At 38.0% G+C, this 15,787-nt stretch carries 16 protein-coding genes; 7 read left to right on the top strand and 9 right to left on the bottom strand.

Going from position 1 to position 15,787, the window contains the following annotated elements:
- Positions 1-13: 13 nt before the first annotated feature.
- Positions 14-1,477: a hypothetical protein gene (locus tag ACHWSC_RS23740; protein WP_394678405.1), complete on the bottom strand. Its 1,464-nt coding sequence runs from the start codon at positions 1,475-1,477 to the stop codon at positions 14-16.
- Between the two features lie 334 nt (positions 1,478-1,811).
- On the opposite strand from ACHWSC_RS23740, the gene ACHWSC_RS23735 reads away from it, so the two are divergent.
- Complete coding sequence (locus ACHWSC_RS23735) at positions 1,812-2,072, top strand: hypothetical protein (RefSeq protein ID WP_394678404.1); 261 nt, start codon at positions 1,812-1,814, stop codon at positions 2,070-2,072.
- A gap of 108 nt (positions 2,073-2,180) precedes the next feature.
- Here the strand turns inward: ACHWSC_RS23735 and ACHWSC_RS23730 are convergent, their stop codons facing one another.
- From ACHWSC_RS23730 to ACHWSC_RS23705, 6 genes are all read right to left on the bottom strand, one after another.
- Entirely contained in the window at positions 2,181-2,870 is a 690-nt protein-coding gene (locus ACHWSC_RS23730; protein WP_394678403.1) for an MBL fold metallo-hydrolase, read from the bottom strand.
- A 54-nt stretch (positions 2,871-2,924) separates the two neighbouring features.
- Positions 2,925-3,512: a Crp/Fnr family transcriptional regulator gene (locus ACHWSC_RS23725; RefSeq protein ID WP_394678402.1), complete on the bottom strand. Its 588-nt coding sequence runs from the start codon at positions 3,510-3,512 to the stop codon at positions 2,925-2,927.
- 273 nt (positions 3,513-3,785) lie between these two features.
- Positions 3,786-5,375, bottom strand: coding sequence for an MFS transporter (locus ACHWSC_RS23720; protein ID WP_394678401.1), 1,590 nt, complete (start codon positions 5,373-5,375; stop codon positions 3,786-3,788).
- 2 nt (positions 5,376-5,377) lie between these two features.
- Positions 5,378-6,424, bottom strand: coding sequence for an HlyD family secretion protein (locus ACHWSC_RS23715; protein ID WP_394678400.1), 1,047 nt, complete (start codon positions 6,422-6,424; stop codon positions 5,378-5,380).
- A 10-nt stretch (positions 6,425-6,434) separates the two neighbouring features.
- A complete protein-coding gene (locus ACHWSC_RS23710; RefSeq protein WP_394678399.1) occupies positions 6,435-7,769 on the bottom strand; it encodes a TolC family protein in 1,335 nt (444 codons plus the stop codon).
- Positions 7,756-8,007 (bottom strand): hypothetical protein, encoded by a 252-nt coding sequence (locus ACHWSC_RS23705; protein WP_394678398.1) that lies wholly within the window; start codon positions 8,005-8,007, stop codon positions 7,756-7,758. Before ACHWSC_RS23705 ends, ACHWSC_RS23710 begins: the two co-directional genes overlap by 14 nt.
- A gap of 92 nt (positions 8,008-8,099) precedes the next feature.
- On the opposite strand from ACHWSC_RS23705, the gene ACHWSC_RS23700 reads away from it, so the two are divergent.
- Positions 8,100-8,879 (top strand): AraC family transcriptional regulator, encoded by a 780-nt coding sequence (locus tag ACHWSC_RS23700; RefSeq protein WP_394678397.1) that lies wholly within the window; start codon positions 8,100-8,102, stop codon positions 8,877-8,879.
- 69 nt (positions 8,880-8,948) lie between these two features.
- Positions 8,949-9,524: a hypothetical protein gene (locus ACHWSC_RS23695; protein WP_394678396.1), complete on the top strand. Its 576-nt coding sequence runs from the start codon at positions 8,949-8,951 to the stop codon at positions 9,522-9,524.
- 437 nt (positions 9,525-9,961) lie between these two features.
- Here the strand turns inward: ACHWSC_RS23695 and ACHWSC_RS23690 are convergent, their stop codons facing one another.
- The gene (locus ACHWSC_RS23690; RefSeq protein ID WP_394678395.1) at positions 9,962-11,113 is read right to left on the bottom strand and encodes an iron-containing alcohol dehydrogenase; all 1,152 of its coding nucleotides are present in this window, start codon (positions 11,111-11,113) and stop codon (positions 9,962-9,964) included.
- Between the two features lie 132 nt (positions 11,114-11,245).
- Positions 11,246-12,130 carry an AraC family transcriptional regulator gene (locus tag ACHWSC_RS23685; RefSeq protein ID WP_394678394.1) on the bottom strand — a complete coding sequence of 295 codons (885 nt, stop codon included), beginning with the start codon at positions 12,128-12,130 and terminating at the stop codon, positions 11,246-11,248.
- A 462-nt stretch (positions 12,131-12,592) separates the two neighbouring features.
- Here ACHWSC_RS23685 and ACHWSC_RS23680 point away from each other — a divergent pair, with 462 nt between their 5' ends.
- The 4 genes from ACHWSC_RS23680 to ACHWSC_RS23665 all read left to right on the top strand — a co-directional run bounded on the left by ACHWSC_RS23680 (position 12,593) and on the right by ACHWSC_RS23665 (position 15,774).
- Positions 12,593-13,471 (top strand): helix-turn-helix domain-containing protein, encoded by an 879-nt coding sequence (locus tag ACHWSC_RS23680; protein ID WP_394678393.1) that lies wholly within the window; start codon positions 12,593-12,595, stop codon positions 13,469-13,471.
- A gap of 88 nt (positions 13,472-13,559) precedes the next feature.
- A complete protein-coding gene (locus tag ACHWSC_RS23675; RefSeq protein ID WP_394678392.1) occupies positions 13,560-14,615 on the top strand; it encodes an alpha/beta hydrolase in 1,056 nt (351 codons plus the stop codon).
- Between the two features lie 46 nt (positions 14,616-14,661).
- Positions 14,662-15,240 carry a sugar O-acetyltransferase gene (locus ACHWSC_RS23670; RefSeq protein ID WP_394678391.1) on the top strand — a complete coding sequence of 193 codons (579 nt, stop codon included), beginning with the start codon at positions 14,662-14,664 and terminating at the stop codon, positions 15,238-15,240.
- Positions 15,241-15,372: 132 nt separating this feature from the next.
- Positions 15,373-15,774, top strand: a complete 402-nt coding sequence (locus ACHWSC_RS23665; RefSeq protein WP_394678390.1) for a cupin domain-containing protein — start codon at positions 15,373-15,375, stop codon at positions 15,772-15,774.
- Positions 15,775-15,787: the final 13 nt, after the last annotated feature.

Below are 15,787 nucleotides of genomic sequence, written 5' to 3'. Positions count from 1 at the left end.
TTAGGTTAAACACCTATCCGCTATATAAGATCAAGCGTGAAGTGCATCTTTTTAATGTAATGAGTAGGGTACAGACGTTTATCGGTATTTTATCGCTATTCAGATTATTTGACAAATACAAGTCACTACCATTCAACACCTTGTTATCCATAACGTATATTGAATCGTTAATTTCTTGCATAGCTAAAAATTTAACTTGATTAATCGTATAGGGATCAATTTTAGTCAGTTTCTTAAAATACTGAGCCATACTTTTATTTTCTCCAGTATCCCCATCGTCAATATGTCCTCCCCCGGCTAATACAATAACTTTAACTTGATTTTTTGTAGCGATTTCACTTTTTTGAATAAGATTCTTAGCTTGTTGGAAATCTCTTTGACTTGCATTGCCAAAACCTTCATAGCCAATCACTTTTAAGCCATAAATTCTTGCCGTTCTAATGAGATTCGCCATATTTGGGTCCCTAGTGTAAAATCCACTCTCAACATTTGGGAATCCCAATCTATTAATCCGGTCTTCATCTTCAGATAGACTTTCTAAAGCAAGAACATTAAAACCTTCTTTGGAAAGTTTTGGTAGCAAAAGATTGATTAACAAACGGCAGCGTGGTTGTAAATGATTCTCGTTAAACATAAGCACTCGATGTGCCTTAATTTTTTCGACTATCTCGTCGATTGTAATAGCCGTTTTTTCGACTGCTTGTTGTTCTTGTTTAGTCGCGCTATCATATTGAACACTTTCACCAAGAAACGAACTATATGATTTAAATAACTCGTTCGCAAATTGGCTGTTTTCGTTTTGCAGAACAAGCTTTTCTAAGGTATCTCTTGGATATACATAGTTAACATATCCCCCGTCTTTAAAAGCTGATTCAGCTATACTAAAATAATCGGGTTCTTCATCTGGTTTTTGTTCGGCAAATTTTGCTCCGTAAGCCAAAGAATTGTAGGAAGTTTTTATGCTGTTTAAAACATCCTTAACACTTTCTTGCATATCGGTGATCTCCGTTCTAACCTCGCTAATCAAAAGAAATGAATCTTTTTTATATGGGATCGCTACACTACTTATTATATTATCTCTATTTTTCTGAATACTTCGATAATAAATACAATGATACATAGAAGTATCTGCAGTGAACTTTGAGACATCTAAAAAAGTTTCCAAGCTACCCACAAAATACATCGGGTTTCTTGTCACATCATATGTACCCCACAAAACAATATTCTTTGATGGAAACTTTATTTTTCTCTTTCGAAAAACAGACCTGACATCTTTTAAATCTATATATTTAGATCCGAGGTTTGCGTTCCCATAGAAATCAATCTTTAATCCTAATGAATCATTTGTCAATTGATTCATTAGCCCTTGAGTAAACTTATTTAATTTAGCTATTGGTCTATTTACAGTTGTACAGCTAGAAAGAAAAAAAATAAATACCAAAATCTTATAGTGTATATTTAGCTTGAGATAGATCATAATTACAAGATTTTGGTTTAGAATATTTATTAACTGGACTTCGAATATTTACTCGTTAATATATGTATATCAGATGAAATTCACAATGAGTTTATTAAATTAATTTAAAATATTAACCAATACTATGACGAATGAATTATTTGAATTTGAAATTTTAAAAGCCAGCAGAACGAGGTTATTACAATTAATGGAAACAGTTGATAATAACATACTATTTAAGATTCCAGAAAGCTTTAACAATAATATCGTTTGACAAATTGGTCACTGTATCACTTCCCAACAGCGACATATGTATATGCGTAGTGGACTTCCAATGCATATATCACAGGATTTTATGGAAACGTTCAAAATTGGAACTGCACCGCATACATGGAAAAATACGCCAGACCTTGATGAAATAAAACATCTATTGCTTTATACAGTAAACCAACTTAGTAAAGATTTAGCATCGGGTATATTTGTTGAATACCAACCATTCAGCTTACCAATTGGCTTCTCCATTAATAATCACATCCAAGCACTTAAAGCGGCTAACTTTCACGAAGCAGAGCACAGCGGAATAATATTAACTTACTTAAAACTTCTTAGGCAATAAGATGTTCCCAGTTTTCATAAAAGTCCTGAATTTGAAAAATTCACTAGAGCATCGCAAGAAATAAGGAACTTCTTATTTTGTTTTTTACTTTCATACAGGAGCCGTGGTTCATGAATTGAACAACGATACGCATTTCGCTACAAATTGCTCAAACTTTCGGTCCGTATTTCGCATCACCGGGCCATGACCGAAACATATGATGGAGGGATTCAGTCCTGCCAACTTCTGAAGCGATCTAATATTGCGCTGTTGATCCGACGTGAATATTTTTGGAGGGAGCCCTAGGCCAGTCACTGTTGTGAGCAGGTTCATATTTGTAGCGGCATCCCCGATTATCAATACACCATCTCGCTCACGAAATAAAGAAATATGACCGCTTGAATGACCTGGAGTTTCTATGACCCGAAAGTTTCCGATGCTACCATTTTCAACGAGTGTACCGTCGACTTTGTGGCCCTGTCCTGCCCAGTATTTTTGTTGAAGTTTTGCGATCCAATGTTTGGGATTTGGATAATCATTGGTTACCATGCCTGTTTCCGTCCTAGACACTTCATTTCCATGGCAAAGTAAAGGTATTCCAAACTCATCACAGAGCTGATCACTACAGCCCTGATGGTCTGCATGCGCATGCGTAAGTACATGTTGGTGGACAGGTATTTTCTGAAGGGCATCCTTCAGCACATTATATGAACTGCGTATCCCGCAATCAACTAATACACCCTCTACGATATAGCAGTTGATACTGTTTCGTGGCATCAATGGAACATGGAACACTTCTTGGGCAATTTGATGTAACATAGCTTTTTTGTGCAAATCTATATCACTGAACAGAAATACATAAGGACATTTGTCCTATAATACTTTGGGGCTGTGTATTTGTCCCTTCGCCCGTGTAAGAGATCTCTGTGTAATACCCAAATAGGATGCCAGGTCCTGTGTCGCTATGCGCTGAACGAGCTTGGGTTCATTCGAAAGAACATGGTGATATTTATCCAGAGCTGACTTATTATTGTAATTCAGGAGATATTGTTCCTTTTGGCTATATTCCCGTTCCATCACAGCTTGTATAACCTTGTGCCAAGAAGTCACTTGACCAAGCAGATATTGATAATCAGTATAGCTTATCCTATGGATCATACTATCTTCCACAGCCCTGATGCTCCTTCTGGATTTTTCCTGAGCGACAAACTCAGGGAATGAGGTTACAAATTCATTTTCAAATTTAAAGCAGGTTATATTTTCTTTACCTTCCTTGTCAATAGCATATGCTTTTACCGCACCACAGGATATGAATCCAACATGACGACAGAGTTCGTCCACACGAATAAAAAAATCACCCTTCTTCAAACCAAGTGGTTCAAAGAACTGAACAGAAAAATTTATTTCGTCAGCCGACAACATCCCTATCGAGAATAGATATTTTTCAAGCACATCCGTCATATCATCTTATTTTGTCCTCTATTGCTGATCTTAAAAAACTTGGGGCCTATACCAAATCCAGCATACAAAATTAAGAATAATTGCATTAACACGTTTGACTGCTAAAAACGCGTCATTAAAACAAATTATTTATAAAATTTGGGATCAGAAAATTTCTTTCAAACGAAATCGGTTGCGTAATCTTGTAGCCCATAGGCCCATGCGCCAAGTGTTCGATCCCGGCCTTGGAATTGGATAATACTTTGCTTTGATAATTTCTGAAATAACAAGATCTTAATAAGGAACATTTCCTTTTCTTAATCTCAAAACAACATGTTGAATTTGAGGCAAGAGCAGCAAAATAATAATGACAAAAATCAAACCTGTCAACATCAGATCATAATAATCCCTGATAGCGCGAGCCAATATCTGCTGACCGATCATTTGATTAAAATAGCCGGAAGATACTGTTTTTGACGTATACATATCGCTGCCTGAATTTATGTACTGGTTTTGAATATTCAGTAAGGTAACAGGCAATTGAGCGCTGGTTTCGGTGAGCGATTCCCGCACCTTTTCCCTTACGGATGATTTTGTAAATAATTGAAGCTCGTTATTAAGTGCCAGACTAGCTGTAAAGCCTATGAACCTTGAAAATATACCAATCAGAGAGGCATTGACGGCGATTTTGGAAGGCGCTGACGATGCCGCAAATGAAACAATTGGAACAAACAATATACCTGTTGCCACACCATAAATAAACATGGGCAGAAGGAAATCGGCTGTTTCGCCCTGTACAGAAACAAATAGTATCATATAGGCATAATATACTGCCATCAACCCAAAACCAACAATAATCATCCGGATCAGGTTATAACCCATCAAGACAAATCGGGAAATGATAAACATACTCAAAACAGTTCCAGCAATTACAGCAATCCATATCGGAATGGTACTCAGTGGATGGTTTCCTAAAATCGTTTCAAGATAACCATAGGCAAGCCCAGTACTTCCTTTAAAGATATAAAAGGTAAAAAGAAGCAAGAGTCCAATAACGAAGTTCTTTGCTCTAAAGATCTGTAAATTGATTAATGGTCGCTTAAGTTTCAATTCTCTGCTAATAAAAAGAGAAAGAATAATTAAATTAACTAAACAAAGTGTGCTGATTAATGAACTATCAAACCATCCCAATTGTCGTCCGTATACAAGGATGTATCCAACGATCAAGATAAAAGACACATAAAACAAATAGCCTATCCAATCCACTTGATACAGTGGTATTTTTCTGGTAAACCGGGCCTTACTGTTCATGGTAAGTAAAACAACACTTGTCAGCATAATGACTACAATAATAAATCCGTAGAATATCCAGTTGAAATCAAAGAAATGAATGATAACACTGATATAGATGGAGTAAAATGGTACAGCTATTTGTATACTGCCATAAAGGAGACTATAAGCAATCACACGGGCACGTACAGACTGTAACCGTGGGAAAATAAGCTGTAACACAATTCCGGACATCAATGCACAGGTAATACCCTGCAAAAATTGACAGAAAACAAATAATGTCCAATCTCTTAAATAAAAACAGACCACAGCACATAGTGCATTTACCGCAAGTGCCAACAGTAGATATTCCCTTGGTGCGAAATATTTTACGATTCTAAAATCCAGAGCCAGAAAAGCTACGGTAGAACCATAAATAACGACCATACCATATTGTACATCGGTAGCTTGTATCCCGTAAAAGCCCATCGCAGCAACCGGACTTCCGTAAAAGGCAAAACTAAACAGACTGCTCATGAGAATAGCAAATATGACGGACCTTGCCATCCATTCCGATACCCAGGATTTAAAAATTGGTATTTTATGTGCTTGCATCGTTAGTTTTTTAAAACGTAAACATTCGCATTCATTCCGGCAGAAAGCTTAGTTAATTTTTCGGACATATCGGTCAGTTTAATCCGAACAGGAATACGTTGGATGATTTTAACAAAATTACCGGTAGCATTATCTGGCGGAAGCAGCGAATAACGGGATCCTGTGGTTGGCGAAAGGGACTCGATTGTACCGATGAATTTTTCATTTGGAAAAGCATCGACTTCAACAGATACCGCTTGACCGATTTTGAATTTCCCAATCTGTGTTTCCTTAAAATTTGCAATTACCCACTTTTCCTCGGCTCTGTTCACCAAGAATGCCAATGTCTGCCCAGGCTGTATCAGTTGTCCCGCCTGAATGGTCTTCTTCCCAATTTGTCCATCAAAAGGTGCTGTGATAACGGTATATCTAATGTCCAATTCCTGTCTTTCGAGAAGTGCTTCTTTTATCTTTATCTCTGCCTCTATGGCATTGCGCTGTACCCTGAAATCGTTTAGTTTAGATTCGGCCACCTGTAAAGAAGCTTTTGTCTGGTCATAATCTGATTGGGTGATGGATAAAGTAGCACTGATGTTGTCGAATTTTTGTTGTGTGGTCGATTCGTCCGCCAGTAAATTTTTATACCGGTCAAATTCTTTTTGCTGCTGGTTCAATCGCGCTTTAGCACCTCCCAATTGGGCTTTGATGACTGCAATGCTTTTAACCTGCGTTCCTTCGCTTGCCGCCAAGATCGGTAATTTTGCCTGTGAGCTCATGAGTTCTGCGGACGCAGCATCTCTTTTCAGCCCGTACTCATCCAATTCAATCACCACAAGGGTATCGCCCTTTTTAATCTGCTGATTGTCCTTATAATATATTTTACGGATATAGCCCCCTACTTTTGCGTTTATCGGGGAAAGATAGGCATCAATCTGAGCGTCGTTGGTCTGTTCATAGCGATATCCCTCGAAGAAATAAGCTGCTGCCCAAATAATGATTCCTACCAATAATGTGATACCAAACCATTTGGTTAGGTTTACAACAATTTTATCTGTTTTATTTTTGTTCATGATATTTGTATTAAAGAATTCCGATAATTGCCAATAGCCTGATATGCGTAAGTTTGACGTTTGTTTGTGCCGTTGTCAGATTAAACTTAGCTTCCAGTAAAGCATTTTCGGCTTCTAGAAGATCGGTAAGAAGTGATTCCTGGTTTATGTAGCTACTTCTGATAACACGAACAGTTTCGGCGGTTTTAATGATATTTTGCTCCGCTGTTTCCATGCTCTCCAAAGCCTGTTGCCGCTGTAAATAAGCATCTTTTACCTGAAGATAGATTTCATCTTTTTTAATGTTCGCTTTTTCTCTTGCCTCATTACTGACCACTTGAGCATGAGCGATGGAATGCTTGTTTTTGTATAGATTATCTATAGAAAACTGGACTTTAACCCCTGTCTGACCAAATCCCCATAAATCATTGGAATACGGATAGAATGAAATCTGCGGATAGGTGTAATTGTAAGTTGAATACAAGGAGACTTTAGGTAACAGCGTCGCTTTTACCTGCTTGATGTTCATTTCGCTCAATTTGACAGCGCTATAGGCTATCTTGTATTCCGGCGATTTGTTAAAAGCGATGTCTACATAATCCTCATAGTCACCTTCAGTGATAGCGCTTAACTCGATTGTATCTTGGTATTTTATTGCCAGCTCAGCATCATTTTCACGCCCCATCAGAATATTGAGCCGTTGTTTAGCGATTTCAATCTTCTTCGTAACATCAGAAAGGCTGAGCTCCAGTTGCGCTAATTTTACGGAGGTTCTCAGTACATCGCTCTTTAGCACAGTGCCGTTTTTATGCAGGCTTTCTACGAGTGCCAGTTGTTTTTTTTCTGCTTTAATTTCTGCATCAAGAAAATCATGGAAATGCAAAAACTTGTATAGATCAAAGTAAGCCGCTGCAACATTGTATTTTACACTGTGCTTTTGCAGATCAACTTCATATTGTATGAGTACCGCTTGTTCCTTTTTAATGACAATGTTTCTTTTGTCTTTACCACCATTGTAGAGATTGACGTTCAGATTGTAACCCACGCCGTAACCATAACCTTTTACAGGCACATCCTGTGGAGAAGAAAATAATCCATTGTCATAGATCAGGAATTTGGAATTGAGTTTTGCATCTCCACCAACCGAAAGCTCCGGCAACAAACGGTCTTTCGCTTCCAATATTTCTAAATTGCTCTGCTGGAGATTTAGGTCGGATAGTTTCAGTTGACGGTTATTTGTTTCGGCTACTTTCCAAATTTCTTCCAAACTTAATACCCGCGCATTTTCTATATGCTGGGCATAGAGTGATTGTACAAATAGGGCCAACAATATGCCCAAAATCGGGACTGTTCTATATTGTTTCATCGGTTTTCTTTATATATTTCTTTCCTTTTACTAGCCATGGTTTTACGATCTCTTTCAATTCATCAAAGGCAAAAGCTAAATCTACCATTGGCATAAAAGCATAGTTATACCCATAAGCAAACCAGAAGATATTTGCACTGTCAATTTCTTCATCTGAATGATGTGATTTATTATCAGACTTTTGAGCTTGTGTTCCAAGTTTAAAATCTGTGTGAGATGTTATGATTTTATCTTTCATAATGACTTTACTCTTATTTATACTGCAAAATTATCCAGCATGGCGAAGTATATTTTCATATAATTAGCCTAATATTTATTAAATTTGGCCACATGGAAATTCTTAGTCGAATAATACATATTGTTGATCAAAACCCTGATTCAATCCTCGTGATGCGACAGCAAACGGAGCAGCGCTTGCCTGCTCACCAGCACAATAAAGCTCAGTTGTTATTAGTTTATGGCGGGATTGCTTATTTGCAGACTGACGAAAAGGACTTCTATATTCCCTCAAATCATTATATTTGGATACCAAAAAATTATCGGCACAACCTGATGTTCAATACGCAGGACCTGTTTATTATCAATATCTATTTTCCGGAAGAAAGTGCTGGTAATTTTTATGAGGAATTGGGCATTTATCCCGTGAGTAAGCTCCTGGCAGAAATGCTCTCATTTAGTGAAAAGTGGCAAGGTGATTATTATAAAGGTTCGTGGGAGTATGAATTTTTGATTACGATGAAAGGCGTATTATCAAAAGAAAATCTCAAAAAATTCTCCATACAACTTCCTACAACAGACGATCAAAGGCTCAATACCATAATCGACAGTTTTAGAAATCGGTTAAATGAAAATCTAAGTTTAGCGATGATTGCTCAGCAATCAGGAATGAGTATTCGCAGCCTCACCAGATTATTCCAAAATAAATTGCACATTACATTTGTTCAGTACTTAAAAATGCTACGAATTATTAAGGCAATGGAATTAATCAACGATACAGATTTCAATATGACTGAGATTGCCTACGAGATTGGCTATTCAAATATAGCGGCTTTTAGTAATAACTTTTATCTGCTTACCAACATGAGACCTACTGAATTTAAAACGAAATAGCCTCTTTCCATTATGCAAAGCAACAATTGGTTCAACAAGTTTAAAAACATTCAGCGAAAAAGAATATTTTTGTTAATTACATTATTAACTATTTTTCACCATATAAGCTCTGCTCAAAAAGATCCGCGGCTTAGGGAAGCACTTTCAACCATGACAAAAGCGTCTATTTCCGGAGATATCGAAGGTATTCTAAGTCAAACATCGCCCCGCATAATTGAAAGTATGGGCGGGATTGAGCAAGCAACAAAGGTGACCAAAGAACTCTATTTTTCTCTTATAAAATACGGGGTTAAAATTGATTCCATGATCAATTATGTTGATATGGATATCTCAAAAATTGATGGGATAGCGTATTGCTTTATTCCCCAAGTACTGGTCATGTCCATGCCTGAAAAAGACAAAATGGCGATCACTTCAGCTAACTTATTAGCGCTAAAAGAAGACGATACCAAAAAATGGACTTTTTTTAATTTCAATAAGATGAATCAGGAAATGATCAATATGTTTCTTCCTGAATTTAATGGCAAGATTTCCCTTCCTCCAAATCTAGAAAAAAAGACATTAGTTGTTGGGAAAGAAGAAGTAGCTAAAACTGTCGATCAGCTAATGAAACTTATAGATGAATCTGTCAAAAAGCATCATTAGTTTTTAAGTCATTTGATCTATCTGCTTTACTTTTTATTTAATACCGTTTTCCGCGCCCCCTTACTCTTGGTGTAATAATCTCATTATCTGCCATAATACTAAATTAAGTTTACCCCATTTTCCGCTATAACACAATTGCAAGGTGAAAAGGTTCAAAATACAATAACTTATTAGTGCAGCTCTATAGAATTTACCGCTGCATGCTATAAAGAATGAAGCTAATCTTCATGAATTGAATTAACGTTGCAAACGACAGAAATTTACCGATACCCTCAATCGACAGCATCTTTTATCGATACAGCATCTTTTATTTTAAACGATTGAAACTTAGTTTGGTTTATAAGACATTGGTTGCGATTGCAGCTGGAGCAGTGCTTTTTATTCAGAAGAAAGCGATTGCGCACCTTCGCTACAACCGCTTTCTGTGGTCTATTAGATTAATTCTCGTAAATCACACCTTCGTAGCAAGCGTTATAAAGATCTTTTAAGTCCTGTAGGCTAGGCTTACGCGGGTTAAAGCCAGTACATGGATCTTGTAAAGCATTTTGAGCCATATAATCCAGATTTTTTTGCCAATCCTCCTTGGAAATACCAAATGCCTTGAGGGAGCCAATATTGTTGACCGCAGCTCTTAGTTTTTCAATTTCCTGTGCCAATCCTTCGGCCGAATCTCTACCGACAAGTTTAGCCAAATCAGGATATCTTGTTGTAGCTGTCTGATTAAAACGGATCACATTAGGCAAGAATATCGCATTGGAAGCTCCGTGAGGGACGCCGTAGAGTGCACCTACCTGATGCGAGAGAGAGTGGACAATACCCAACCAGGCATTGTTGAAAGCCAGTCCGCCCATAAAAGATGCATCGTGCATATTTTGGCGTGCTTTAATGTTTGTCGGGTTATTGACCGCCTCTTCCAGATTTTCGAAAACAATTTCCAGTCCCCCTTTCGACAAGGCATCGGCATAGTTATTTTCGATGTTGGACACATAGGCTTCCACACAGTGTGTAAGAGCATCTAGACCAGTATTGGAGGTAATATGTGCAGGCATAGTCGCACAAATTTCTCCATCGACAATAGCGATATCCGGCGTCAATTCATACGATACGATTGGATACTTCACCCCTTTTTCCCGATCGGTGATCACAGCCAATCCTGTGGTTTCCGTACCTGTACCGCTTGTTGATGGAATGGCAATGAATTTAGCCTTTTGACGCAATGTTGGAACGTTAAAAGGTTGGGTCATCGCTTCAAAATTTGCATCGGGATATTCATAAAACACCCACATCATCTTTGCCGCATCAATTGCCGAGCAACCTCCTAGACCAATGATCCAATCAGGCTGAAAATCAGTCATTACTGCAGCACCTCGAAGGCTTGTCGCTGATGATGGATCTTCTTCGACACCGTCAAAAACAGCAGTTTCCAATCCTGCTTCGGTCAAATAACGTATGGCACGGTCCAAAGTTCCGCTTTTTTTCATGGATTGACCACCAGTTACGATGATGGCTTTTTTTCCAGTTAGATTTTTCAATTCCGACAATGTACCAGCCCCGTGGAATACTTCGCTGGCAACAAATAACTTGCTCATATATTTTATATTAAATTTCTGATGCAAAGTTACTGCGCCCGGGAAGGCAAATGTTATACTTTACTTACGATATGATATACATTTGATCCAATACAACCACAGGATAGAAACGTATCAAATCATATAATAGACTTAAGTCTTATACATTTGCGCCAATTGTTGCTGCAGATTGGTTGGCGTTTCATCCAGTTTGGCGCGCACAAACTTGTTCAGTGCCGCAGGTGAATTGAATCCGAGTTCAAAAGCAATCTCCTTATGCGAGTAGTTGGATAACAGCAGCAATTGTTTGATTTCATTCATAATCCGTGCATGAATGGTCTCTATGGAGGTCAGTCCTGCAATCTTGCGGGTAATTTCATTTAACTTTTTTGGAGACAGCTGTAATTTTTCTGCATACCAGCCCACGGTACGCTCCGTTTTATAATGCCTTTCCAGCAATTCCAAAAATTTACCATAGATCTTCGCGTTTTCATTGCTGAGCTGGCTGTTTCCCCATTTGGTATGGACAAATTCCACCAATTTGAGTAAGATGATTTTGATGTAGAAACGCGCTTGCTCCTTCTTGATCGATGTTAAATCCTGATATGATTTTTCGACCTGCTCCAACAGCATCTCTATTTCTGAGGTTTCTGCCTCGGGCAATTCAATATGATTGAGTTTTACGGAGATATTGTAGTTGTAAATACTCAATTCGTTTTTCAGGATATCCGAACAGAATAGTACTTCGTCAAACAGGATCAATTTGCCTTCAAAGTCGTCGCTTAGCAACTCTTTGGAGGAGAGCTGACCGGGAAAGATGACACATATATGAGGTGCATTGACGGTATAACGGCGGTCTTCCACATGCAGATTGAGCCGACCTTTTTTAACAAACAAAAGGCAAAAATGGTCTTTTGTATGAGGTTCTCTATAAGCTGCGAGAGCTTCCCTGTCCAAATCAAAAATATGAAAAGGGGTGATCGCCCTTTCAGCTTTATATTGTATATCTTTTAGATGATAAACTATCATAGAGGCCATGATAAGCATTTATTCTGAATTCGTCAAATTTACTTTTTCGTCAAGCTAGCGTGAATAGAAAGCCTATTTTTCTCCTTCACATCAGAACATCCGAAGCTCTTCAATGAACGTTATCCAGTGAGAATTGTTCATTAATTTTAAAAAAAAGGACTAATCTTCCGACTAGCCCCTTAACTAAATTATAAACGAATCCTTAATGGATCGGAGTATACTTTCTAAAAGCCCAGTCCCTAAACCTAAGCTTAAAAATGGTCAGGCATTAAACCTGACCATACAATTAAATCAACCGAAACTAAACTTCCTAAATTGAATCGATCGTCAATACATAGACAGATGCTCGAAGTAATTGGTTTGATAAAAATAAAAAAAGGTCGAGTTTAACAGTGTGATAATACAGCCGTTTTATTTAGATTATTTTTGTACTAAATCCAATGTTATATTTGAATTTCTTAACTTTGCCCGATGGAAACAAAAATAGTCCGAAGTGTCTCTGAATTCAATAGTGAACTGAGATTGCAGGGTTTTAAAGCATTTCAGATTGAGGATGACAGTAATGCTACACGTGTTTATAGTCGTAAAGATTTCTTTAAAATATGCCTTACAACTGGTAAAAGCAAGATTCATTACGCAGATAAAAGCTTTGAACAAGAAGGCACGATACTATTTTTTGGGAACCCACATATCCCCTATTCCTGGGAAACCATTTCTACGACCTATGCAGGTTATACATGCTTGTTTTCGGAAGACTTTTTAAAACAGGCCGACCGCGCGGAAAGCTTGCAGCAATCGCCGTTCTTTAAAATCGGAGGTACACCTGTCTTAAAAATCACTGAGGATCAACGCTTGTTCCTTAACACACTTTTCGAGAAGATGATCGAAGAGCAAGAAAGTGATTATACGTTTAAAGATGAACTCATACGCAATTACATCAACTTGATCATTCACGAAGCCCTTAAACTTCAACCGTCAGAAGTGTATACCCCTACCAAGAATGGTACAGCACGTATCGCATCGGTGTTTTTGGAACTATTAGAACGTCAATTTCCAATCGAAACACCTGCAAGTCCGCTCAAAATGAGAACAGCGCAAGATTATGCGCAAAACCTCAACATCCATGTCAACTATCTGAATCGTGCTGTAAAAGAAATTACGGGCAAATCTACAACGACGCTGATTTCAGAAAGAATCTTGACAGAAGCAAAAGCCCTACTGCAACATACAGACTGGAATATTTCAGAGATAGCCAGCGCACTGGGATTTGAATATCCTACTTATTTCAATAACTTCTTTAAAAAACTGACGGGAACAAACCCGAAATCGCTCCGGGAACCTGAGGTTTGAAATTCTTAAGTTTTAGTTTGATAATCGTTAACACCTTCCCTTTATACTGATCTACCTTTGTATCTGTAATAATTAATGTAATACAGATATGAAAATAGCAGCAACATTATTGGTCTTGTCTTTCCTGTTTTCTGGTAGGACTTCCGCGCAACATGTACAATCAAACCAAAATTTAAAACCGATGAATAGTTCGTCAGATCATTATTCTTTTCTATTAAGCGATAAGGTAACCCGCAAAAAAGTAAGTTTTAAAAACCGTTATGGTATCACACTTTCTGGTGATTTATACATCCCTAAAAACACAGACAACAAAGTGTTATCTGCACTTGCCATCAGTGGCCCTTTTGGCGCAGTGAAAGAGCAATCTTCTGGATTGTATGCCAACCAAATGGCGGAAAGAGGATTTATTGCCTTGGCGTTCGACCCCTCCTACACTGGTGAAAGCAGCGGTTCACCTCGTAACGTAGCATCGCCAGATATCAACACCGAAGATTTCAGCGCAGCTGTAGACTTTCTAGGGCTGCAGAAAAACATTGACAGGAGCAAAATCGGAATCATTGGCATCTGTGGATTTGCTGGTTTTGCATTAAATGCAACGGCAGTAGACAAACGTATAAAAGCAGTAGCAACGACCAGTATGTACGATATGACGCGCGTCATGTCAAAAGGCTATAACGATATGATAACTGCTGCGCAACGTACACAAACATTGGAACAATTAGGCCTGCAGCGCTGGAAAGATGCCGAAAGCGGATCTTACGCATCTTCAACAAACAATTTACCGGAAAAATTGACTGGCAGTGAGCCTCAGTTTGTCAAGGAATATTTTGATTATTATAAAACAGCTCGTGGATTTCATCCTCGTTCTATCAATTCAAATGCTTCATGGACGGGAACTTCCCCCTTGTCGTTTATGAATATACCGATTCTCTCTTATATCAAGGAAATTGCACCTCGCCCCATGTTAATCATTGCAGGTGAAAATGCTCATTCAAGATATTTCAGTGAAGACGCTTATAAAGCTGCTTCCGAACCAAAGGAGCTCATGATTATCCCCAATGCAGTTCATGTTGACTTATATGATCAATTCGACAAAATTCCATTCGATAAACTGACAGCATTCTTTATTGCTAATTTAAAATAACGTACTTATTTCATTAAATTACATATAAAATTTAACTAGCTATTCTATGAAAACATCAGATAATAGTTATCAGGAAGATATTTTTGAACGATTGAAAAAGAATAAAAATATTTCTTCCGATGATCCCCAGGGATACCGTTTACAGCAAGCTTCTTTTGCTACAAAAGCATTATTGGTGCCTATGAACAATTCAGCCGATCCCAAAGAGATAAGAAATCTATTAAGTCAGATTATCGGTTCAGTTATAGATGAAAGTACAACTGTATTTACACCATTATATATCAACTATGGCAAGAATACAACGATAGGAAAAAATGTCTTCATCAACTTCGACTGTGTTTTTTTGGATTTAGGTGGTATAATTATAGAAGATGATGTGTTAATAGCTCCCAAAGTGAGTTTATTAACAGAAGGCCATCCAATTGAGGCTGAAAAGAGACAATCGTTAACTGTGGCTCCGATCCATATAAAAAAGAATGCTTGGATTGGGGCAAATGCAACAATCCTGCCCGGCGTTACGATTGGAGAAAATGCGGTGGTAGCAGCTGGTTCCGTAGTCAGCAAGGACGTACCGGATAATACAGTTGTTGGTGGGATTCCGGCAAAAATTATTAAAAACATATAATAAAGAATTCGGATCATCTTTATATCGGATCGTCTTTATAAAGACCAAATTGCAAACTATATGAACGGGTTATTCGTTATCCCAATTATGGCGATAAGTTTATTCGCCTGCAACACTAAAACAGATCATACAATGAACACAGCAGAAATATTCCCCAAAGGGGAACCATTGCCTAAGGAATGGTTTACTGGAAATGCATTTTTAAACCCTTTGGTAGCAAAGGATAAAAACAATGATTTCTCCGCAGGTAGCGTAACTTTTGCACCTGGTGCGAGAACAAACTGGCATACACATCCTAAAGGCCAGGTTTTACTGGTAATCGAAGGAAATGGACTCTATCAGGAGAAAGGGAAACCGGCACAAGCAATCAAAAAAGGTGATGTCGTCAATATTCCTGAGAATATAGAACACTGGCACGGCGCAACTGCTGCTACTAAAATGGTGCATGTTGCCATCACTAATTTTAAAGAAGATGTTCAAGTTACTTGGCTAAATCCCGTAACAGAAGAAGAATTCAGTTTAGCCAATAAATAATGAAGCTTTCCCA

It is taken from the genome of uncultured Sphingobacterium sp., assembly GCF_964277905.1.
Taxonomy (GTDB): Bacteria; Bacteroidota; Bacteroidia; order Sphingobacteriales; family Sphingobacteriaceae; genus Sphingobacterium; species Sphingobacterium siyangense.
This window is presented reverse-complemented; position numbering and strand designations above follow the sequence as displayed.

Bases quoted from the DNA above. Each gene is read 5' to 3' on its own strand.
- ACHWSC_RS23715 (WP_394678400.1), bottom strand. From the start codon at position 6,424: ATGAACAAAAATAAAACAGATAAAATTGTTGTAAACCTAACCAAATGG.
- ACHWSC_RS23735 (WP_394678404.1), top strand. From the start codon at position 1,812: ATGGAAACGTTCAAAATTGGAACTGCACCGCATACATGGAAAAATACG.
- ACHWSC_RS23680 (WP_394678393.1), top strand. From the start codon at position 12,593: ATGGAAACAAAAATAGTCCGAAGTGTCTCTGAATTCAATAGTGAACTG.
- ACHWSC_RS23665 (WP_394678390.1), top strand. From the start codon at position 15,373: ATGAACACAGCAGAAATATTCCCCAAAGGGGAACCATTGCCTAAGGAA.
- ACHWSC_RS23725 (WP_394678402.1), bottom strand. From the start codon at position 3,512: ATGACGGATGTGCTTGAAAAATATCTATTCTCGATAGGGATGTTGTCG.
- ACHWSC_RS23720 (WP_394678401.1), bottom strand. From the start codon at position 5,375: ATGCAAGCACATAAAATACCAATTTTTAAATCCTGGGTATCGGAATGG.
- ACHWSC_RS23675 (WP_394678392.1), top strand. From the start codon at position 13,560: ATGAAAATAGCAGCAACATTATTGGTCTTGTCTTTCCTGTTTTCTGGT.
- ACHWSC_RS23670 (WP_394678391.1), top strand. From the start codon at position 14,662: ATGAAAACATCAGATAATAGTTATCAGGAAGATATTTTTGAACGATTG.
- ACHWSC_RS23705 (WP_394678398.1), bottom strand. From the start codon at position 8,007: ATGAAAGATAAAATCATAACATCTCACACAGATTTTAAACTTGGAACA.
- ACHWSC_RS23710 (WP_394678399.1), bottom strand. From the start codon at position 7,769: ATGAAACAATATAGAACAGTCCCGATTTTGGGCATATTGTTGGCCCTA.
- ACHWSC_RS23685 (WP_394678394.1), bottom strand. From the start codon at position 12,130: ATGGCCTCTATGATAGTTTATCATCTAAAAGATATACAATATAAAGCT.
- ACHWSC_RS23690 (WP_394678395.1), bottom strand. From the start codon at position 11,113: ATGAGCAAGTTATTTGTTGCCAGCGAAGTATTCCACGGGGCTGGTACA.
- ACHWSC_RS23740 (WP_394678405.1), bottom strand. From the start codon at position 1,477: ATGATCTATCTCAAGCTAAATATACACTATAAGATTTTGGTATTTATT.
- ACHWSC_RS23700 (WP_394678397.1), top strand. From the start codon at position 8,100: ATGGAAATTCTTAGTCGAATAATACATATTGTTGATCAAAACCCTGAT.
- ACHWSC_RS23730 (WP_394678403.1), bottom strand. From the start codon at position 2,870: ATGTTACATCAAATTGCCCAAGAAGTGTTCCATGTTCCATTGATGCCA.